The organism is Sphingobium sp. C100 (genome assembly GCF_000508185.1).
Taxonomy (GTDB): domain Bacteria; phylum Pseudomonadota; class Alphaproteobacteria; order Sphingomonadales; family Sphingomonadaceae; genus Sphingobium.
Genome location: NZ_AYOY01000139.1, coordinates 34,764 through 54,582, shown reverse-complemented (window position 1 = coordinate 54,582; position 19,819 = coordinate 34,764). Strand labels below are relative to the sequence as shown.

The following is a 19,819-nucleotide window of genomic DNA, read 5'->3' as shown; positions in this document are numbered from 1 at the left end:
CGCCACAGCTTGCGGCGGGCCGCCACGTCCGGCCGATCCTGTTCGGCCGCGCGCAGGGCTTTTTTTGAAAGACAGGCCGAGCCGCCTGGCCGCCTTCCACATCGCGCCGGTGCAGAGCGACACGCCATGTTCCGCCAGCAACCAGCTCTGCGCCTGCGCCAGGGTGATGCCCGGCCGCGAGCGGATATGCGCCCCAAGCGCCAGTTCCTGCTGGGGCGAAAGCTTGCGTGGCGGGCGGCCACGGTTCGAGCTGACACCAGCGTTCCCGGTCAGTCGGCGCCGGATCAGCGCCTTGTAGATATAGGCGATGCTCACCTTGAAGGTCGTGGCCGCCTCCCGCACGGCCATGCCACCATCGACCGCCCCGATCACCCGATCCCGCAAATCCTGCGAATAACTCTGTCCTGATCGCCAACCCATCGCCGCCTCCTTCGTGACGGCTCCCTATGAATCACACGATCAACAAAAAAGGAATCCCCCCACGATTCCGCTCATCATGAAAATGCTCTAACGCTCCCGCATAACCACCCGGAGCACCGCAGAATGTTTGCTTGATTACACTTTGCGGCGCGCCTGCAATTCATTAGCTACAAAATTGTGACACATAGGATGAATCTGTATGGAGATTCTTTGTCTTTTTCTGTAGCTGAATTGCCAGATCATGAGAGCATCGCGCATCCAATATCAGCAATGCCATGGTAGCCGCATTAAATTCTTCCGCATCTTTCGCATTAAGCGCCTTCGTCTCTAGATATGAAACGCCATGAGGTCCAAAGCGGCGGAATGTCTTCGCTACGTCGAGCATCGGCGGACTCGTCCCCTTATAGGTCGCCACATAAAATTCGTATGATTCCGTTAAGTCCATCTCCTGGGATGCTTTTAGTGCTTCGTCGCCATCCATTCCTTTATATTTATATCCGTCGCACGATGACAGGCCGACTAATGCTACTAGAGTCGCCAGAATCAAAACAGCTTGCCGCATGGAGACCCCGCTGCATTATACTTCTTAATTAAGCCAGCGCGATAAGCATTGGCCGCCTTTTCGGCTCCAATGGCATCATGCCAACCTTTTTCCCAGACTTCACCTGGACTGGTGAAGAGCGTCGAAACGGTTTGCCCTACGTATCCGGGTAATGACAAGTTGCCAGCGGTGTAATCATGGACGTGACCAAATTCATGAAACAACGTGAACCAACTCACACCCCCGTCGTAGTCGCCCGAAGGAACAGAAATTCCCGTAGCGCTCCAAGTCGTATAGTTATTTGGGATGTTCCCCCCTCGAATGAGGTTTACTCCGCCCCAATCAACACTGGAATCTGCCCCATTCAAGAAATTCACAACGCATTGTGAAAGCTTTTGGGTTTGTGGTCCGCATGATCCCATGCCGCACCTATTTTGCGGCATTTCTCCGAAGATGGGCCCTTTTACCAAGTTCGCGGGCGGGCGTCGCAAGTTACGGAGAATCGCAGCCAAAGCACCCCGACCGCCAAAATCTTGCTGCCCCGGCAACGGTCCATTATATCCGCCTTTGCCGCTCCCTCCGCCAGTAGAATTGGGTATATCTGTGCCAGCACAGATGTCAGCATTGGCCGGGCATTGTTGCAAGCCAAGTGGATCGGTAAAATTGATGGGGTCATTCCCGACGTAGGCATAAAGGTTCATGTTGCCGGCATATCCGATCGGGTCAGTCTGCATGAACCGTCCCCAACGAGGATCATACATCCGTGTTTTGTAATAATAAAGATTAATATCTGGTAGCCAGATTTGTCCGGTATATTGAATGGCTCCCTCATTACTTGTCTGCGGAGTACCCCATTCGTCATAGCGGTTGATAGCAATGCTTGTACCGGCGCTGTTAGATATCGCGACAACGCTTCCGCGCTCATCGGTATGATACCAGCGCCGATCTATCGTTCCACTCCCCTCGTACCACACCAATGGTTCATCTGTGCCGGGCGCGGAAACATATCGGCGCTGGATCACGTTGGAGCCGTTATACTCCGCCACTAGTGCCATGCCATCATAGGCCCGACGTAATGTCCCGCTGCCGCTACTCTGATAAAGGCGGCCAAGTGGATCATAATTCATAGTGAATCCAGGCGCCGACAGCATATAATTTTCTGAACTGTAGCTGTAGCTCTTGCCGTAACTGACGATCAAATTGCCTCGCTTATCATAATCAGGTGCTGCGCCGCCAGCAGTGGTATACTGGTTCAGAATATTTGCCGTATAGGTGCGTCGGGCGTTATATTGTTGGGTAAATACGTAGCTATCGTTTGACGAAGTGCGGGTGGTTATCTGGCTAGCCGGATTATAGTAGAAGCCTAAAGTCTGATCGTTGGCCGTCCCAGACAAATTCTGCGTCAACGAAGTCAGCTGCGAACCGGGGTTATAACCATAGCTCGTCGATGTGCCATTGCCCCGCACAATTCCCGTCCGCCTCCCCAAATTGTCATAGCCATAGGTCACCAATATGCCGACGCCGCTGGTCGCGCCGTTCTCACGGACCGCCGTCACCGCATTGGTCCAATCCCAGTCATAGTTTACATAAAAGCCATCGGGCCATTCCAAGCGCGTGCGTCGGCTGGCAGCGTCATAGTCATATTTCATTTCGCCCTGCGGTCCAATCTGCTTCCGGTTCCGATTGAGCGCGTCATAAGTAAAAGACAGAGCATTGCCGCTCTGTCTTGCTGAAGTCATTCGGCCAAGCAGATCATATTCATATGTGACGTCGAGTTCGCTTCCAGGCAAATTCTTCAATGTCAGGCGGTTCAGATCGTCGTAGCGAAGAGCGATATTTTGACCATCCCGAAGTCGCAGATTTGTGACATTGCCGTTGGGGTCGTAGGTGCGCTGCACATAGTCGGTGGCCGATGTGCAGCCGGTTATTCCGGTGGCCGGATAGCATGTCTTCAACAACCGATCATGTCCATCATATTGGTAGGTCGTCTCGTTGCCTTTCGCGTCAGAAATCGACGCGAGTTGGCCATTGCCTGTATAATTATTCGTCACCTCATCCCGCTGCAAAGTGGCCGGGAATCCGTTCGCAGTCGTAACGCCATAGGCGCTTTGCAACACGGAGACGCGCCCCACAGCATCATACCATGTCCGAGAAATCCGATCCGGGACGGAAGGCGGCGTGGTAGGCTGTTCACAAGCAGCTGAGATAGATGTCGGAAGCGAGTTCCAGGCGCTGCTGGTCATCCGATCGGCGGTACACATCAGTCTCCCGACACTGTCATAACTGAACTGACGGACAGAATAGGGCTGGCCTCCGGCGGCGTATGTCTGCTTGATGAGATCGGCGCCGGGATTGTAATCGAGTGTCACCTCGTCCAGGGGCGAGAAACCAGACCAGTCGCTCGCCGTTTGCCCTTCTGTGGTGCCGGACTCGACTTTCGACACCAATCCGTTGGTGCCATAAGTGTATCGCATTGCTCTGTAGAGCAACGTGCCCACGCCATCGGGATCCGGACCAACTTGGCCGATGCGCCGTTGCGCGACATCATAGAAAAAGCGAGTCGTATCGGCACTTCCAGCCAGGGGGCCGTTCACCTCCATAATATTGCCCGCAACATCGTAAGCAAAGCTGGTGGATGCCGAGATGCTGCTATCACCCGCAGATGAAGTCGCGGATACCAGCGCCAAATTATTGGCTGTGCCCGCCGTCTGAGGACCATAATTCATGGTTGTCCTACTCTCGGTCGCGCTCCCAACACAGGAGGGCGCGCTCCCGGTGGAACAGGAGGAAATGGATGTGAGCATACTGATCGAATGGCCCGACGGCGAAATCGTACCTCCAGTGTTCCAATAGGCCTGATAGCTAGTGTAGTCGTAACGCGTCTGTGGAAACCCAGCGCTCGTGGCAGGTTCGGGTAGGGTCACACTCTTTACTTGACCCGTTATATCGTCATATTCATAAAGAGTCTTTTTGAGGTTCGCATCCTTTGACCAGATCGGTTTGTTACATTTCACGACCGATGTGCACGTGTCCTCAAAATCCCACTCTGTGACGATATCTGGTGGAGTTCCGGGCGTTTTTGATATGGCTCGCCGCTCGGTCAGGTTGCCTCGTGCGTCGTAGGTGAATTCTACTGCATTCTGTTCTGGGAAAGTTACCTTCTTAAGCAGTCCTGTGTCATAATACTCATAAGATGTTAAATTATTGGACGAATTTAAAACAGATTGCGGACTCAAGCGTGTGGCAATGTAATTAAAAGTAGTCTTATTATTCGATGGATCGTAAATCTCTGTCTTCGTCGTAGAAGATCCACTGAAAGTCCTGTCAAAGCGCCACTTCCGATCACTTTGGTCCATCTGCTCGGTGACCCGGCCGCTAAGATAGGTGTTGGTATAAGCGGGCGACTGCCCGGAGAGAGCCGTCGATACCAGATTCTGCACCGACCAAGTCAGATTGAATGTCAGCCCGCCCTTGGAAACCGTATCCAACCGGAGCAACGAAGTTTCGGATCTGTTAGTGTAGGCATAGTTTACCGAAGGGAGTGTGCCGGTCGTGCACCCTTCGCTTGAATTGCCGATGCAGGCGCTGTTGAATGCAGAAACCGAAGCGATCGTTACCTTCTTGGTGTACTGGATGGTTGGATCGCCGCCAGCGGTACCTCCTGCAGGCGAGAGATAAGAAAAGTTCAAACCGTTCCCGTAGCTGTCTATAACCCTTGCGAGGCGCCTTTGCGCAGGCCAACCGCCTGATTTATTGTAGGCCACCTCATAGCTGTAGGTTAGAATATTGCCGTTAGGTCGTTTGACTGTAGAAATCAGCAGGCACGTCCCCATGCCGCACCAGTTTGATGACGCCTTCGTGAAGTTATATTCGATGCCGTCAGCCGTAGCGAAAATGAAACCAGTATCACTTTCGACAAGGGACGAGCCATCCGCATAAAATGGCACGAAAGAGCCCGACACCCTGTTGAACGGATACCATTCGCCAGCAATCTGCACGGACATACCCTGTCCTCGGCACAATGGGTAGCCTGTCCCTGGCTGATTATTATAGTTAGCACCCCAACAATTTACAAAAATTGATTGCGAAGAATGAAAGTCACCAACGTTTACAGCTTCGGCATCAGGTCGCAGACCACTTCGATAAACTCTTGAAAATACTAGAGGATCATCGCTTGCTCCAATAGAAATGTCCTGCACGGTTTCTGCGAAATACCCCCGGTTCAGATCGACGCCTCGGAAATTGCTATCATAGCGCCCGTCAGGATCTTGAGCGATCTGCGCGGACGTGGCAGCAGGAAATGATAGGGCTGCAAGCAAGGCAAGCGGAGAAATCGCCGCTTGCAAAGGCTGTTTTGCAGCATGTCCACATACAGACATGAAATTATCCCCTAATTTTTTAATATTTCAAATGTAAAATTTCCGAAGCACTAGTCGTCCAAGATCGGAATGACCGTCAACCCATTGATCGGGACCACGACCACTTTGCTGGTCGATCCCGTCACCCGATAGGTGGTGCGGTTGTCGGCAGCGTCGTAGGTGGTGCTCATCTGCACGCCATTGTTGGCAGTGCCGGTCGTGCTGGCCTGCACCAGCCTTCCCAATGCATCATAGGTGTAGGTGGTCGTGCTGGCGGCCTGGACACTGGCTGGTGTCAGCGCCACAAGCGCCCACGATAATCTGTTCGCGATCTTCATCGGCGCTCTCCCCAGGTTCAAGGCTGCTGCTTTTGCCACACATAGGAAATGGTGCAGCCCGACGACCCTTCCACGATCCTGATGCGCTCGAGCTTGCCGGCGGCTGCCGTAAGGGAGGTCAGCAACGTCGCGTAAATCCAGTCGGAATTCGTGTCGCTGCGGAGCAGGGTCATATATTCCGAATTGAGCGGAGTGCAGTCGAGCGGGGCAAGGCTGTCGGAAATTTGCACATAAACCTTACCCTCCGTGCCCGCCCAGAGACGGGTTATGGTCACATTGCCACAGGCATTGGTCCCGCAGGCCGCCCATGCTGGAGAAGAGAGACCGGCAAGAAAAGCGCAAGCAATTCGACGAAGCTTCATCTCATCCTCCGATACTGTGGCAGGCAGGCGCGACGGATCGCGTCCTGCCAAACAAGGCAAGACAGTTCAGCTCATCTTTCGCTTTCGAAAGATGATATCCATTATTGTTGCGATCCTGTTATGCCTGAACGATGACCGGTAAAATCCTACATTGCAACCCAATAATTGGCGCCGATTTGGTCATGCCGGAGTCCTGATCCGGTTATCATTCCATTAACTCGATTCGGTTATCGCCCATGGCGCATCGATCTCGCGTCAATGGACCCGTCGATCGCCAGCTCACCCAGGCTTGGTATGCAGGATGATATTTCATCCAATATTACAAGCAGCGTTCAATCCATTATCGGACCAGAATCCATGCTTGTTTTCGCTTTCCTACACCTCCCTTATTTGCCATCCTGATATTCATCGGCCACTTTATGACCGAGGCCCGCTGGACGTCGTGGCGATCGAAACGGACAGCGTCGCTCCAACCGCCGACATGATATGCTTGCTTGTGTTTTTCGATCATTGTCCTTGGACCAGCTGCATTGCCGTGATGGACGACTGGTGGGTGCAAGGCAGATTTCAGCCATTTTTCTGAACAGGAAGTCGAGATGAAGAAACTGTTATGCTCTGTCGCCTGCGCATTTCTTTTTACCTCGCCCGCCTGGGCCGTGATCGACGCTAACAGGACCATCTCCAGAGTCGGCGTCCAGAACACAAATAGCACCGCCTATGTGCAGTTCACCGTCGCTCCCAGTGGCGGTTGTAATTATGACATTCTCTATGTCTCGCTGACGACCGATGCGGGGCGCGCCAATTATGCCTTGCTTTTGACCGCGCAAGCCAATCGAAGCACCATAAAAAGGGTCGATTACAGCGTCTCCAGCGGAACCTGCACCATCAATCTGATCGAGATTTGACGGAAATGGGGGGCAGCACCCCTCAGCCTGTTTCCGCGCCCACTGCGACAGTGCAATTCACCGGCTCTTTTGCCTTGGCGGCCGCCTTTTCGCATGCCGCGATCGTTTCGCGATTGCCCCGCCGCATCTGCGCAGCGGCAACGATCGCCTGCCACGCTTGCGGGTCTCCAGCCCGCATGAGGCGGATACCCGCTTCCCATAAGGACGGCTCGCCCAGGGTGCGGCGCGCGACCCGCTCTGGCCAGAGCCAGCCTTGCGGCCCGATGCCTGCGGCCCAACCGGGATAGATGAGCCACAGCAGCGATAGGACGAGCGCAGTGCCGCCGATCGCTTGAAGAAGGCGCCAGCGCTGTTGCTCCTTGCTCCGGACGGCGCCGATCGCATTTGTCAGGTCCGCATGTGTCTGGCGATGAAGCTGCTGCGATATCCTGATCGTCGCCTGGTCCGTTTCGCGAGCCTGGTTTGCCGCTTGCCTCATCTGTTCGGCCATGCCCCGCGGCGTCAGCTTCAAGGCAGGGGCATCGGCCAGTTTCCCGACCTCTCCCGCCAGCCTGGCGAGAACCTCACCCATGCTGGCGAGCGTCGAGCCATAATCGGGTATCTCGATATCCTGCTTCTCGATGGCGACATGCTCAACCGCGCGCGTCAATAGGACCATGCGCCGCTCGATGCGATCCTCGATCCCGGCAATGCGCGCCTCGAGCCGCGCGAATGCCTCGGCCGCCGCGTCGGGCGGTGGTTCCTGTTCGTTCAAGAGATCCTGTTCGTCGTCCATCGCGTCATGCTCCATGTCAGTGGCTGATCCCCATGCCGCGTCCAGGGGTGCGGCCATGGTCGAAGGGAATGGAATCGGCGAGCTGGCGCGACAGGGTGCGGCTGATCTCGCGACTAATCTCCAGGCCAAGTTCGCGGCTGCGCCCGCCCAGCACCGATTCAAGCTGGGGGTCGCGTTCCAGGCTCTTGGCCATGCCGGCCATATCCTGCGCTACGCGCTTTGCGCCGCGATGGTCGCCATCGCGCAGCATCTCCTCTCGATGGCGCTGCAATTGCTGCCAGCCCTCGACGAACCGGTCGGCGCGTTGGAAGGGATCGATGCGGATGTCCGTCTCCCGCTGCATCGCGCGCAGCGCTGCCTGGCTGCGCCCTTCCGCCGCCTCGCGCACCAGCTCTGGCTGACGCTGGAAGGCCGCGCCAAGATCGGTGGACGCCTCGGGACGGACCGCATCGAGCGACGCCCCGGCGCGCGCCAGCGCCTCGCGCTGGTGCGGCATGGGAACCATGCCCTGCGCGCGGGCCTCTCGCATCTCGTCCAGCGCCGTCGCATAGCGCTCCACCGCGCCGCGCAGACCGCCTGTGCGGATCGGCTGCCGATCCGGGATCGGGTCATGGCTTTGGGGCGCCAGGTCGGCGCGAGGGATGGGCCGGAAACCGGCAAATAGGCCCTGATCACGATCGGGCTGCGCCTTCGGGCGGAAATTGTCGAACATCCCGCGCGCTTTTCCGGGCAGCTTGCGGACCATCTCGGCAATCCGGTCCCCAAAGCTGATCCCGCGCCGTTCGGCGAATGCCTGGGCAAGATCACGCCGGTCATAGTCGCTTGCCATATCCTTGGCGCGCGCGCGGCTGAGCGTGCGGACAAGCCTGCCCTGATCGCGAAAATCGTCCCGGCCATAATGGAGCGCCAGGCCGTCGCGATGACGGGACAGCCCGACATAGGCGCCATGGCGGTCCATGCCGGGGGTGGCGAGGACATGCGTCCTGCCCACGGTCATGCCCTGCGCCTTGTGTATGGTGGCCGCATAGCCATGATCGACATGGGCATAGTCCTTCGTGTCGAAGGCGACGGAGCGGCCGTCATCGGTCCTGACGGCGATATGGTCCGGGCTGACCTTCTCGACGGTGCCCAAGGTGCCGTTCTTCACCTCGAGACTGCGCTCGTTCCTCAGGAACATGATGCGGTCACCGGGCGCGAACAGCCGGTCACCGCGCTCCACCCTCACGCGCATGTCCTCGCCAAGCGCATCGCTCGCCCGCATCCGGTCGCGGGCCGCTTCGTTGAGTGCGCGCACCTCGTCATTGGTGTGCGTGAGAATGATCCGCGATTGATCGGGCGCGGCGATGCGTTCGCGGTCCCATCGCTCGACAAGATCGCTGCGCGCCTGTTCCCGCATCTCGGCCGCGTGAACCATGCCGCGCGCGTCATAGGCCCCGATCGCCTCGCCGGTGCGGCCGGTCGCCAGGTGCCGGGTGGCCTCGCGCTGCCAGTCCTCCTGCTGGCGGCGCACCTGTGTGATCTCGACGCCGCCATGCCGCTCATGGATCGCGCGGAACGCCGCGCCCGCCTCGATCGCCTGCAACTGTTGCGGATCGCCGACCAGCACGACCTTTGCGCCGGCGTGGGCGGCGTGGGACAGAACGCGCTCCATCTGGCGTGTGCCGACCATGCCCGCCTCATCGATCACCAGCACGTCGCGGGCGGTCAGAAGATCGCGCCCCTGCGCCCAGCCATGTTCAAGTGCAGCGATGGTCCGCGAGGCGATGCCCGAACCATTTTCCAGCCCCTCCGCCGCGATCCCCGACAATGCCGCGCCGCGCACCTTGAACCCGGCATTCTCCCACGCCTCACGCGCCACGCCAAGCATCGCGCTCTTGCCGGTGCCCGCATAGCCCACCACCACGCCCAAGCCGCGCTCGCCCGTCACATGATCCAACGCCGCGCGCTGCTCGCCCGTCAACGCAAGCCCGCCCGCTTCCGCGCGGGCAAGGGCGGCGGCGCGGTCCTTCTCGTCCACGCGATGCCGTTCGCTTGTCGCCATCAACTCCGATGCTTGGTTTAACCGCTGTTCGGTCTCGATCATGTTGCGGCTGGTGAACCGATCCTCGCCGCGCCCGTCCTTGCCCAGCGCGACAAGTTCGGGAGACGCGCGAACGGCGCTCATCGCCTGGTCGAACTGCTCCTTTCCGTCCGTGTGGCGATGGACGAACATCGCCATGTCGCGGCGCGTGAATGTAGCCTGTTGGTGAGTGATCGCATTGAGCGCCACGGACGGGTCGGCAATGATGCGCTCGCCGTTGCGCTGGGCGAGAGCGCAGTGATCCTCGATGCGTTCGGACTCAAGCCCGCGCTCGCCCATCCGCGACGCTGCGGGGCCGACCTTGTCCTGCGGCTCAAGCCCGATCCCCTGCGCCTCAAGGCTGCGGTGATCGATCTGCGCGTCGATGTCGAGTTCGGCCAGGCGCTGATTGACATGCTCCGCCCAACGTTCGCGCCATTGCTCGACACGTTCGGTCCGGTTCCAGTCGCGTACTTTCGCCCCGAAGCCAGCGGTGCCATCTTCGCGCTGCACAACCTCCCGCATGGTGAGCATGACATGGGCATGGGGCTTGGCCATGCCGTCCGCGCCGATATCCCAATGCACATTGAGATCCGCGATCATGCCGCGATCCACGAATTCTCGTGACGTGAAGTCGCGGGCGAGCTCAATGCCCTGCGCCTGGGTCATCTCGCGCGGGATGGAAAACTCCACCTCGCGGACAAGCTGCGCATCCTTGCGCTTCTCGCATCCCTCGACCTCGTTCCAGAGCTTTTCGCGATCGGAGAAGCGTTCGGGCGCGCCTTCGGGCAGGAGGATTTCCGAATGGACGACGCCCGACTTGTTCGTGAAGTCGTGATCACGATCGATCCGTTCGTCATGCAGCCGCTCGCCCGCGCGATAGGCGGCCGCCGCCACGGCGCTGCGGCCGGAGGCGCGGCTGATGACCTGGACGGAGAAATGGAAGATCGCCATGACGATCATCCATCTACTGCAACAACGTGCACGTCGTAACGACGTATAAGCGCGCCCTTCTCGAAAATTTCTCGGACGGGACTAGGCGGTGTCAGGCTGTCCCGGCGACTCTACTGCGCGGTGGGTGAGATCATCTTATCATAGCGCCATCGTCACTCAATGGAGACTTTGCGATGCGAAAGCCCCGCGATTTTGATTCGGAACTCAAAGCCCTGGCCGACAAGGCCAAGGCGCTCAAGGAACGGCGTGTGAGGCAGCTTGGCGAACTGGTGACCGCTACCGGGGCCGACGCGCTCGACGCCGATCTGCTGGCCGGGGCGTTGCTTCATGCCGCGACGGTGAAGGACGCCGCCACAAAGGAGGGTTGGCGCAAGACGGGCGCGGCCTTCTTTCTGGGCAAGGGCGACAAGCCTGCGAGCGGACCTGCTGGCCAGCAGAGCGGCGCTCTTCCGCAGGGCGGCGGCGCGGCATCGGCTTGAGGCTCGGAAGGCGCGAACCGACATGCGGGACTGGGCCGTTGCACGCCGCGAACGCACGCGGCACCTGATCGAACTGGGCGGCCTCGTCATTAAGGCGGGACTGGTCGATCTGACCGACGATGACCGCGCTACGCTCTACGGCGCGTTCCTCACGGTTGCCGACAGACTGCGCGGAGAGGAACGCGCCAACGCGCTTGCCCTCTGGAAGCGTAAGGGCAAGCGGGCGTTTGAAGCGGAACTGGACGGCAGTTAGCGCGAAACTGACAAGCGCACATTGCCGCCCGGTTCTGCCTGATACTCGACCATCGCCGCTATTGGTGGGCTGTTCTTGTCGCAATAGCGCACGGTGATGAAGTCTTCTCGGATAGCGGGACACAGACCGGAACCATAGAGAATGTCTGCCAGCGCGTCGAAGGTCGTCGCCTTGGCGCGATAGGCTCCGGTCCACCGCACGGTCCAAATATCTTCATTGGCCTCGACCCGGTAGCCCGCCCTCTGCGCAACGTCCATGACCGCGCCCAGCACCGTGTCCGCGCGCACATCGAAGTCCAGGACGGCGGAGAGGTCGGCGGGTTCGGAGCGGACGGCCTGCGCGGACTTTACCCGCCATAGCGTTGCCTCGGCCCCCGCCATGAAGAAGCACAGGCAGACAATCGCCAAGGGCAGATGGTCAACCCAGTCCCTGCACCTGTCGGAGCGCCAAAACCGGCGAACGGAAACGAGCGGATTCCATCGGCCCTGTTGCGGGGCAACTCGTCGCACGATCCGCCATGTCCGTTGCAGCATATTGGCGCGGCAAGCAGGCTGGGAAAGCGCCACCGCCGTTGTCGGTCCTGCGGGCGGCGGAAGCATCGGCGCTGATAGGCTTGCGGCGAGCGAAGCTTGATGATCTGCGACCGCGCACGCCGCACGTTCCGCCAGTATCTCCACCCGCGCGAACGCCCATGCCAGTTCCTCGTTCGAAATACGGTAGGATCGCCCATAGCGCGCTTCGACATAGGCGCGGCGGATACAGCCGAATGCGCGCCGCTCGAAGCGGCTATCTCGCGGCCATGCCGAATGCAGGTGTGGGTCCAGCGCTTCCGCCCCCTCGCGCAGTTCATCCAACGCATGGGTGCGCGGGGCGTGGAGGCTGATGGATCGCAAGACGCACAGATAGAAATGTTCGCACGCCTGATGCAGCATCATCGCCGCCATCGGCGCATCGCCTCGGTCCCGATAGAAAGCCGCGCCTGCCAGAAATCCGGTTCCGCGCTCATGCCACCTGATGAACTCCGCCACCCCCCGAATAGCCCGTTCCCGCACCGGAAGGCGGCGCGGCTCACTCAGCCGCAATCCCTCCATCTGGTAAAGCGCGATTCCCTGCTCGGCGATAGTGACGAAATGCGGGACGCCTTCGACAAGAGCGCCGTTGACCCCCTCAAGGCTTTCCACCGCCAGCCGCACCGGGCGGGTAATTTCGCCATGCTCCCACGCGCGGCGGAGCCGATCACGCACCAGCCGCCAGTCGCGTTCGCTGCGGGCAAGGCGGGAATAGTTGACGATCGCCAGCAGGCGGAACGCTTCCCCCGCCGCGATCTCATCCCAATCTTTCTCGGCGTGGGGGCCGTGCAGGATCAGGGTGAGGACGCGGCCCGCCCTGAAATGTTCTGAGCATCGGCCCTTGGTCGTTTCTTCGAACGCCTCGAACAGGATCGTGGTGACATGGAGAAGCTCGTCCCGGATCAGCGCGGGCAGATGATCTGCATCGGTGCGCAGCATCATGATCGCGCCTCCTGCGGGCGGCGTTGGCAACCCCTCGGGCGCGGGTGGCCAGTCACGTCATGGACGCGGTCCACCAAGGCACGCACAAGGGGCGTAATCATGGCGGGAATGAAGCCGCCCGTGCGGGGCCGGTCTTCCTCCCAATCATGATAATGATAGCCCCATTTCCAGTAGGGCGAGAGGACTGTCGCCAACCGCGCCATGTCAGGGCAGTCATGGCCAAAGCCGCAAGCATTGGAGTAGGCAAGCGCCTTGGCGATGTCCTGTTTGATGTGGCTGGCGTTCCACGTATCGGCAAAGCCCATGTCCAGCAGATAGGCGCACAGGGCCTGCTGAGTCACGAAACCGGCCTGATGCAGCGCTTCCTTTGCATGTCGCGGATCGGCTAGGAAATCTGCTTCGAGCGTGGTCATCCACCGTTCGGCGTTGTGATAGCGGAAGCGGCTTAGGCTTCGCCCCTCCTTCGTCCGAGCAAGCGTCGCGCGTTCGTCTTCATAGCGTTGGTGAAGCGCCGCCAGTGCGCCCTCCCAGGGCGAGGCAATTGCCGACGCGGCAACTGGCGCGATGGTCAATGCGCGCAGCAGGGCGCGGCGCGACGTGGCGATCTTCGAATCACCCAAGAGAGAATCGGATAAAGTCATGGGCCTGCCTTCCTCACTTCACTGTCACGGCCGCACCAAAATGCGTTCGCAGCACTAAGCGGCACCGCTTATAACATAAAAGGAAAGCAATATTCAATAACCGGCACCGGTTACTCTGGTTCTGATTGAACGGGTGTCACACGCGGTTACGACGCAATTATGGGAAGGCCACCGCTCAACGTGAAATCAACCAACATCCGATTGCCCGAAGGTCTCGGCGAGCGGATTGATAAGCTGGTCGGGCGGCAGCGCCGCGCAGCCTTCATTCGGGAAGTGCTGGAACGGGAAGTCGAGCGGCGCGAGAACCAGCAGGGTAAGGCTGGCTAATTAGGCGGCCACTAATCCCTGACCAAAATCCGAAACGGCCCTGGTCGAACACTCGGCGATGGCGAGTTTCCGTCACAAAGATTTACTGGACCACCGCGAACGTGTGAGGTTTATGGCCGAAACGTCTGTCAGGCGGCAATGCGCCCCTTGTCGCCGCTCGATGGGATTTCCGGGTCGCCTAGAAGCGGACGTTCCCGAACATACGATTTTGTCCAGCTGTCGACAGCCCGTGGGCCATTTGCGACGGTCTGTTTGTGATAAGAAAATTACAAAGCCGCCATTGATCGAAATTTGGACCAAAGCAAACTTTGACACGCAAACGATCGTGCCAATCGCCGAACATCGCATAGACGCAACCGTCGCATCGCCAGATAATACTAAATCGCAAAGACGAAAGTTGCGATATCACCGGACGAAATGCTGATTGGGAAAACACAAAAAAAAAAGGCGACGCCGGAGCATCGCCCTTATCTGGTGCGTACTGACACTTGTTAACTGCCAGACCGCGATCTCTGAGTGCCTCATCTGGCGCATCTGAAGATCACGGTCAAGCCAGAAGCGCGATCCTGATCATTATGGGGACGAATTGATCTTGACCGCGATCGCCGAGCCTGACCCTCTGTAATTCTACTTAAGGGCGGAATGACATGACAGCACGTACACACAAAATCTGGCGGCTGGGCGCCGATCTTGGGGCGAACTCATTGGGCTGGGCGGCCATCGAACTGAGCGCGCCCGTCGATGGCAAACCGATCGCCATCCTCCACGCCGGATCGCGTATTTTCAGCGATGGCCGCGATCCCAAGTCTGGCGCATCACTCGCGGTGGATCGACGCGATGCGCGGGCGATGCGGCGGCGGCGGGACCGGTTGCAGCAGCGGCAAAGGGCGCTGATCAAATATCTGATCGCTGACGGGCTGTTCCCGGCGGACGAGAACGAGCGCAAGGCCATGGCCACGATCGATCCCTATGCGGTGCGCGCAAGGGCGCTGGACGAGGCGCTGACCCTGCCGGAAGTGGGCCGGGCGCTATTCCATCTTAACCAGCGGCGCGGCTTCAAATCGAACCGCAAGGCCGACCGCAAGGCGGATGAAGATGCGGGCAAAATCGCCATCGGCATCGACCGAACCCGCGACGCCATTCGCCAGGCCGAAGAGGAAGCGGGCGCGGAACCGGGCAGCTGGACCTATGGCAAATGGCTGTATGAGCGCCGCGCCAGCGCGACCGACGCAAATGCCATCCCCAGCGTGCGTACCCGGTTGCGCCCGGAAACGGATGAGCATGCCAAGGGTGACGGCTATGACTTCTATCCCGGCCGCGCGCTGATGGAGGCGGAGTTTGCCGCCATCTGGGAAGCGCAGGCCGCCCATCACCCCGATGCGCTGACCAATGAGGTCCATGACCGGCTGCACGAGATCATTTTCTACCAGCGCCCGCTCAAAGCACCGCAGATCGGCGTGTGCACGCTGATCAGGGGCGACCAGCGCCTGCCCAAGGCCCATCCCCTGTTTCAGAAACGTCGCCTGCTAGAAGAACTCAACGCACTGACGATCGTGCGGCCCGGCGAAATGGCGCAGCGGTTGACGCGGGAGGAACGGGACACCCTGTTCCTGAAACTCAAGGACAAGGCAAAGGTGAGTTTTGTGAGCCTGCGCAAGACGCTGAAGCTCGATCCTGACGCGCGCTTCAACAAGGAAAGCGAGAACCGCAGCGACCTGAAAGGCGACGAAGTTGCCGCCGCGATGGGTGCCAAGACGCGCTTCGGTAATCGCTGGGTGCATCTGTCGATCGAGGAACAATGGGACGTCATCGCGCGGCTGGAAGAGGTAGAGAGCGATGCCGAGGATGCTGCGTGCCGCGCGTGGCTGGCCGCTACCTTTGACCTGACGCCCGAACAGATCCGCGCCGTCACCAATGCGCCCTTGCCACCGGGCTATAGCCGGTTTGGCAAGGTTGCGACCCAGCGGTTGATCGACGCGTTGCGCGATGGTGAGAAGGACGGGCGCGTGCTCGTCTACAGCGAAGCGGTAGCGGCAGCGGGCCTTGGCCATCACAGCGATCTGCGCACCGGCGAGATTTTCGAGGATGCGCAGGGTCGCCCGCAACTCCCCTATTATGGCGTCGCGCTAGAACGGCACATCATGCCGGGCACCGGCAACCCGGACCATTCGGATGAAATGCGGATCGGTCGCCTGACCAATCCCACCGTGCATATCGGGCTGAACCAGCTACGCCGGATCGTAAACACCCTGATCCGCGCCTATGGCCCGCCCGCCGAAATCGCCATTGAACTGGCCCGCGAACTCAAGTTGACCGACGATGACAAGAAGCGGATCAACAAGGAGAATAATGAGAACCGGCTTGCCGCGGAGAAGCGTTCGGAAAAGCTGCTTACCATTGGCAGGCCTGATACCGGCGCGAACCGCGCCCTGCTGAAATTATGGGAGGAGCTTAATCCCGCCAATGTGCTGGACCGGCGCTGCATCTATACCGGCACGCAGATTTCCGTCGACATGCTGTTTTCCGCCGCCGTCGAGGTCGATCATATACTGCCCTTCACCGCGACGCTGGACGACAGCAATGGCAACAAGATCGTCTGTATGCGCGAAGCCAATCGTACGAAACGCAAACAATCGCCCTATGAGGCATGGGGGCATACCGATCGTTGGGAAGAAATCGCCGCCCGCGCCGCGCAACTGCCGCGTAACAAACGCTGGCGTTTCGAGCCGGACGCGATGGAGAAGTTCAAGGATGAAAGCGGTTTTCAGGCGCGCCATCTGGTCGACACCCAATATCTCGCCCGGCTGTCGCGTGAATATCTGGAAACGCTTTACCCCGGAAGCGGCGAAGGCAGCAGCCACATTTGGGTTTCGCCGGGGCGACTGACCGAGATGGTGCGGCGCAAGCTGGGTCTGAACGACCTTTTGCCCGACCATAATTTTGGCGGCGGCGCGGATCAGGCAAAGAACCGGCTGGATCACCGCCACCACGCCATCGACGCCGTGGTTGTCGCGATCGTTGATCGATCGATGCTGACCGAAATTTCCAGAGTCTCCGGCCTGGAAGGCGCGGAAGGCCGTGAGCGGATCATCATCCCGCCGCCATGGGATGAATTTCGCAACGATCTGCGCACCGCCGTCAACGCCATTACGGTCAGCCACCGTACCGACCATGGCACTATATCCAAGGCAGGGCTGCCAAAAGGGAAGGACGCCACCGCCGGGCGGCTACACAATGACACCGCTTATGGCTTTACCGGCGAAACGGACGCCAAGGGCAACAGCATCGTCGTGCGTCGCGTGCCGCTGGCAAGCTTCAAGAAGCTGGCCGACCTCGACCGTATCCGTGACACAGACCTGAAAGCCGCGCTGTATCAGCATCTTGAAGGGCTCGAGGGCAAAGCGTTCGAAAAGGCCGTGATGGATTTCCCGAATCTGGAATGGCACCCCTTTGGCAACGTGCGTCGCGTGCGCGTCACGGAAGTCCTATCCGTCATCCCGATTAGCGACCAGAATGGACGCATCTATAAGGGATATAAAGGCGATTCCAATTATCGGTACGATGTGTGGGAATTGCCTGGAGGCAAATGGGAGGCGGAAGTGGTTTCGACATTCGACGCACATCAGCCCGATTGGGTGTCAAAAATTCGCTCCCGAAGCCCTACCGCTCGCAAGGTTTTGAGCTTGCAACAAAACGATCTGATCGCGGTTGAACGAGCCCATGAAACGCGTGAACTCATGCGCGTCGTGAAATTTCGCCAGAATGGAGAGATTACCTTCGCACCGCCACAGGAAGCGGGTAGCCTGAAGCGTCGCGACGCCACTCCTAACGAAGATGATCCGTTCAAATATTTTGCGGTGGCCGCAAGTAGCCTTCAAAAGGCAAAGGCCCGTCAGGTTCGCATCGATGAATTAGGCCGCGTTCTCGACCCCGGCTTCCCCGCCCGCACGGCCCGTCGCAAGACGCGCAAATCGACCTGACGGCAAGGCGGGGCGAAACAGATGGACCGGATCGTCGATATTGCCACAAACGGTCGTCATCTGTCTGTATCTCGCGGCTTCCTGATCGTATCGCAGGAGCGCGAGGAAGTGGGCCGGGTACCGCTGGATGATGTCGCCGCAGTGATCGTCCATGCTCATGGCACTACATGGTCCACCAACCTGATCGTGGCGCTGGCGCAGCGTGGTGCGGTGATGCTGGTCTGCGGCAGCAACCATGCCCCGGTCGCCGTCTGCCTTCCGCTGGATGGGCATCATGCCCAGAACAGCCGGATGCGTGCGCAATGGGAAGCGGGCAAGCCGCTGTCCAAACAATTGTGGCGCCGGCTCGTCATTGCCAAGATCCGCTGGCAGGCGGCGGTGTTGGAAGCCAACGGCCTGTCCTCTTCCGCCTTCGACCTGCTCGCCCGACGCGTGGGATCGGGCGATCCCGACAATGTCGAGGCGCAGGCAGCGCGGCGTTACTGGCCACTGCTGATGGGAGAAGGTTTTCGGCGCGACCGGGATGCCAACGACATCAACGCCCTGCTCAACTATGGATATACGGTGATGCGTTCATTATGCGCGCGCGCCGTGGTCGCATCCGGCCTGCATCCCTCCATCGGGGTGCATCATGCCAACCGGACCAACGCATTCGCCTTGGCTGACGACCTGATCGAACCCTTCCGTCCGCTGGTCGATGCGCTGGCCTTGCGCTTGGTCGCGGGCGGAATTGAAACGGTCACGCCCGAAGCCAAGCGCGCCTTTGCCCGATTAATCGCACTCGACCTGCCCGGCGCGGAGGGCACGACCACCGTAGCAGGGGCCGCCAATCGGACTGCGCAAAGCTTGGCCCGCGCATTTCAGAGTGGCCAAGCCGCCGACCTCGTCCTTCCCACACCCCCGTCCGCGCTGGAATTGGCCGGACTCGATTCGTTGCTCACATGAGCGCAACCCAATTGAGCGGATACCGGCTGATGTGGATTTTCGTCATGTTCGACCTGCCTGTGGGCACCAAGGAACAATCGCGTGCCGCGACGAAATTTCGGGAGTTTCTTTTGGACGAAGGTTTTGAAAAAAGTCAGTTTTCTGTCTATGCTCGGTTCTGTAACGGCAAGGAACAATTTGAAACCTATATGCGCCGGGTCGAACGGCACCTGCCTGATCGCGGCGACATTCACATCCTCAGTTTCACGGACCGCCAATATGAGAATATCGTACGATTTTCTGGGCAGAGCCGACGGCGGCAACGCAAAAACCCGGATCAACTCGCGCTATTCTAGCGACTGGCGCTGCTTTTTTAGCGATAGATCAGCAGATATTACATTGTTTTTCAATGCGATACCCGCTGATCTATCATAACCGCTCAGAGATCGCGGTCCAGCGGCAACTTCTTGAACGCTATGTCACCGGCCCCGACGATCATAACCGCTCAGAGATCGCGGTCCAGCGGCAACGAACCACTCCTCCACCTGCTGGACGGCTCGATCATAACCGCTCAGAGATCGCGGTCCAGCGGCAACGCTGCGCCTTGTTGAGCGTGCCGACCAATATCATAACCGCTCAGAGATCGCGGTCCAGCGGCAACCCTGCGCCATGCGGTGCAGCGCGCGCAGCCATCATAACCGCTCAGAGATCGCGGTCCAGCGGCAACACGACAAGCTCATGAATGATGCGCGCGCCGATCATAACCGCTCAGAGATCGCGTTCCAGCGGCAACTCAACGCGCTGCTGGAAGCTGGCTGCAGCAATCACAACCGCTCAGAGATCGCGGTCCAGCGGCAACTCAACGCGCTGCTGGAAGCTGGTTGCAGCAATCATAACCGCTCAGAGATCGCGGTCCAGCGGCAACTCAGCTCGTCGCCGCTGCCCTGGGTCCATTATCATAACCGCTCAGAGATCGCGGTCCAGCGGCAACA

At 59.3% G+C, this 19,819-nt stretch carries 16 protein-coding genes and 1 CRISPR repeat array (1 of these 17 running past the window's edge); of the genes, 7 read left to right on the top strand and 9 right to left on the bottom strand.

The window, feature by feature from the left end:
- From C100_RS0124585 to C100_RS34785, 5 genes are all read right to left on the bottom strand, one after another.
- Positions 1-420, bottom strand: a 420-nt coding sequence (locus C100_RS0124585; protein WP_024019670.1) for a helix-turn-helix domain-containing protein, incomplete at its 3' end; no start/stop codon positions are given.
- Positions 421-583: 163 nt separating this feature from the next.
- The gene (locus tag C100_RS0124580; RefSeq protein WP_152536451.1) at positions 584-982 is read right to left on the bottom strand and encodes a hypothetical protein; all 399 of its coding nucleotides are present in this window, start codon (positions 980-982) and stop codon (positions 584-586) included.
- Positions 964-5,340 carry an RHS repeat domain-containing protein gene (locus C100_RS47880; RefSeq protein ID WP_084625368.1) on the bottom strand — a complete coding sequence of 1,459 codons (4,377 nt, stop codon included), beginning with the start codon at positions 5,338-5,340 and terminating at the stop codon, positions 964-966. The genes C100_RS0124580 and C100_RS47880 overlap by 19 nt, the downstream gene beginning before the upstream one ends.
- Positions 5,341-5,390: 50 nt before the next feature.
- The gene (locus C100_RS48990) at positions 5,391-5,678 is read right to left on the bottom strand and encodes a hypothetical protein (RefSeq protein ID WP_200866559.1); all 288 of its coding nucleotides are present in this window, start codon (positions 5,676-5,678) and stop codon (positions 5,391-5,393) included.
- Complete coding sequence (locus tag C100_RS34785) at positions 5,675-5,932, bottom strand: hypothetical protein (RefSeq protein WP_024019666.1); 258 nt, start codon at positions 5,930-5,932, stop codon at positions 5,675-5,677. Before C100_RS34785 ends, C100_RS48990 begins: the two co-directional genes overlap by 4 nt.
- Positions 5,933-6,615: 683 nt before the next feature.
- Here C100_RS34785 and C100_RS34775 point away from each other — a divergent pair.
- Complete coding sequence (locus C100_RS34775; RefSeq protein WP_024019664.1) at positions 6,616-6,924, top strand: hypothetical protein; 309 nt, start codon at positions 6,616-6,618, stop codon at positions 6,922-6,924.
- 22 nt (positions 6,925-6,946) lie between these two features.
- On the opposite strand, the gene C100_RS34770 is transcribed toward C100_RS34775, so the two are convergent.
- Together C100_RS34770 and traA are read right to left on the bottom strand one after the other, a co-directional pair.
- Complete coding sequence (locus tag C100_RS34770) at positions 6,947-7,699, bottom strand: DUF6118 family protein (RefSeq protein WP_031309334.1); 753 nt, start codon at positions 7,697-7,699, stop codon at positions 6,947-6,949.
- Positions 7,700-7,715: 16 nt separating this feature from the next.
- Entirely contained in the window at positions 7,716-10,712 is a 2,997-nt protein-coding gene (gene traA, locus C100_RS34765) for a Ti-type conjugative transfer relaxase TraA (protein ID WP_031309333.1), read from the bottom strand.
- Between the two features lie 173 nt (positions 10,713-10,885).
- On the opposite strand from traA, the gene traD reads away from it, so the two are divergent.
- Positions 10,886-11,191 carry a conjugal transfer protein TraD gene (gene traD / locus C100_RS34760; protein WP_024019661.1) on the top strand — a complete coding sequence of 102 codons (306 nt, stop codon included), beginning with the start codon at positions 10,886-10,888 and terminating at the stop codon, positions 11,189-11,191.
- A 22-nt stretch (positions 11,192-11,213) separates the two neighbouring features.
- Entirely contained in the window at positions 11,214-11,444 is a 231-nt protein-coding gene (locus C100_RS34755) for a conjugal transfer protein TraD (protein ID WP_024019660.1), read from the top strand.
- On the opposite strand, the gene C100_RS34750 is transcribed toward C100_RS34755, so the two are convergent.
- Both C100_RS34750 and C100_RS34745 read right to left on the bottom strand, forming a co-directional pair.
- Complete coding sequence (locus tag C100_RS34750) at positions 11,441-12,955, bottom strand: HEPN domain-containing protein (protein ID WP_024019659.1); 1,515 nt, start codon at positions 12,953-12,955, stop codon at positions 11,441-11,443. The genes C100_RS34755 and C100_RS34750 overlap by 4 nt on opposite strands.
- On the bottom strand, positions 12,952-13,596 hold the full coding sequence (locus C100_RS34745; RefSeq protein WP_031309332.1) for a hypothetical protein: 645 nt from the start codon (positions 13,594-13,596) through the stop codon (positions 12,952-12,954). Before C100_RS34745 ends, C100_RS34750 begins: the two co-directional genes overlap by 4 nt.
- Positions 13,597-13,776: 180 nt before the next feature.
- Here C100_RS34745 and C100_RS48755 point away from each other — a divergent pair, with 180 nt between their 5' ends.
- From C100_RS48755 to cas2, 4 genes are all read left to right on the top strand, one after another.
- A complete protein-coding gene (locus tag C100_RS48755; protein WP_024019657.1) occupies positions 13,777-13,923 on the top strand; it encodes a hypothetical protein in 147 nt (48 codons plus the stop codon).
- A gap of 647 nt (positions 13,924-14,570) precedes the next feature.
- Positions 14,571-17,903: a type II CRISPR RNA-guided endonuclease Cas9 gene (cas9, locus tag C100_RS34740; RefSeq protein WP_024019656.1), complete on the top strand. Its 3,333-nt coding sequence runs from the start codon at positions 14,571-14,573 to the stop codon at positions 17,901-17,903.
- A gap of 21 nt (positions 17,904-17,924) precedes the next feature.
- A complete protein-coding gene (gene cas1 / locus C100_RS34735; protein WP_024019655.1) occupies positions 17,925-18,848 on the top strand; it encodes a type II CRISPR-associated endonuclease Cas1 in 924 nt (307 codons plus the stop codon).
- Positions 18,845-19,183, top strand: a complete 339-nt coding sequence (cas2, locus tag C100_RS34730; protein WP_024019654.1) for a CRISPR-associated endonuclease Cas2 — start codon at positions 18,845-18,847, stop codon at positions 19,181-19,183. Before cas1 ends, cas2 begins: the two co-directional genes overlap by 4 nt.
- A 72-nt stretch (positions 19,184-19,255) precedes the next feature.
- Positions 19,256-19,819: a CRISPR direct-repeat array (repeat unit 36 nt; unit sequence ATCATAACCGCTCAGAGATCGCGGTCCAGCGGCAAC) (it continues 131 nt past the right edge of the window).

Bases quoted from the DNA above. Each gene is read 5' to 3' on its own strand.
- C100_RS47880 (WP_084625368.1), bottom strand. From the start codon at position 5,340: ATGTCTGTATGTGGACATGCTGCAAAACAGCCTTTGCAAGCGGCGATT.
- C100_RS34750 (WP_024019659.1), bottom strand. From the start codon at position 12,955: ATGATGCTGCGCACCGATGCAGATCATCTGCCCGCGCTGATCCGGGAC.
- traD (WP_024019661.1), top strand. From the start codon at position 10,886: ATGCGAAAGCCCCGCGATTTTGATTCGGAACTCAAAGCCCTGGCCGAC.
- cas2 (WP_024019654.1), top strand. From the start codon at position 18,845: ATGAGCGCAACCCAATTGAGCGGATACCGGCTGATGTGGATTTTCGTC.
- cas1 (WP_024019655.1), top strand. From the start codon at position 17,925: ATGGACCGGATCGTCGATATTGCCACAAACGGTCGTCATCTGTCTGTA.
- C100_RS0124580 (WP_152536451.1), bottom strand. From the start codon at position 982: ATGCGGCAAGCTGTTTTGATTCTGGCGACTCTAGTAGCATTAGTCGGC.
- C100_RS34755 (WP_024019660.1), top strand. From the start codon at position 11,214: ATGCGGGACTGGGCCGTTGCACGCCGCGAACGCACGCGGCACCTGATC.
- C100_RS34770 (WP_031309334.1), bottom strand. From the start codon at position 7,699: ATGGACGACGAACAGGATCTCTTGAACGAACAGGAACCACCGCCCGAC.
- C100_RS34775 (WP_024019664.1), top strand. From the start codon at position 6,616: ATGAAGAAACTGTTATGCTCTGTCGCCTGCGCATTTCTTTTTACCTCG.
- traA (WP_031309333.1), bottom strand. From the start codon at position 10,712: ATGGCGATCTTCCATTTCTCCGTCCAGGTCATCAGCCGCGCCTCCGGC.
- cas9 (WP_024019656.1), top strand. From the start codon at position 14,571: ATGACAGCACGTACACACAAAATCTGGCGGCTGGGCGCCGATCTTGGG.
- C100_RS34745 (WP_031309332.1), bottom strand. From the start codon at position 13,596: ATGACTTTATCCGATTCTCTCTTGGGTGATTCGAAGATCGCCACGTCG.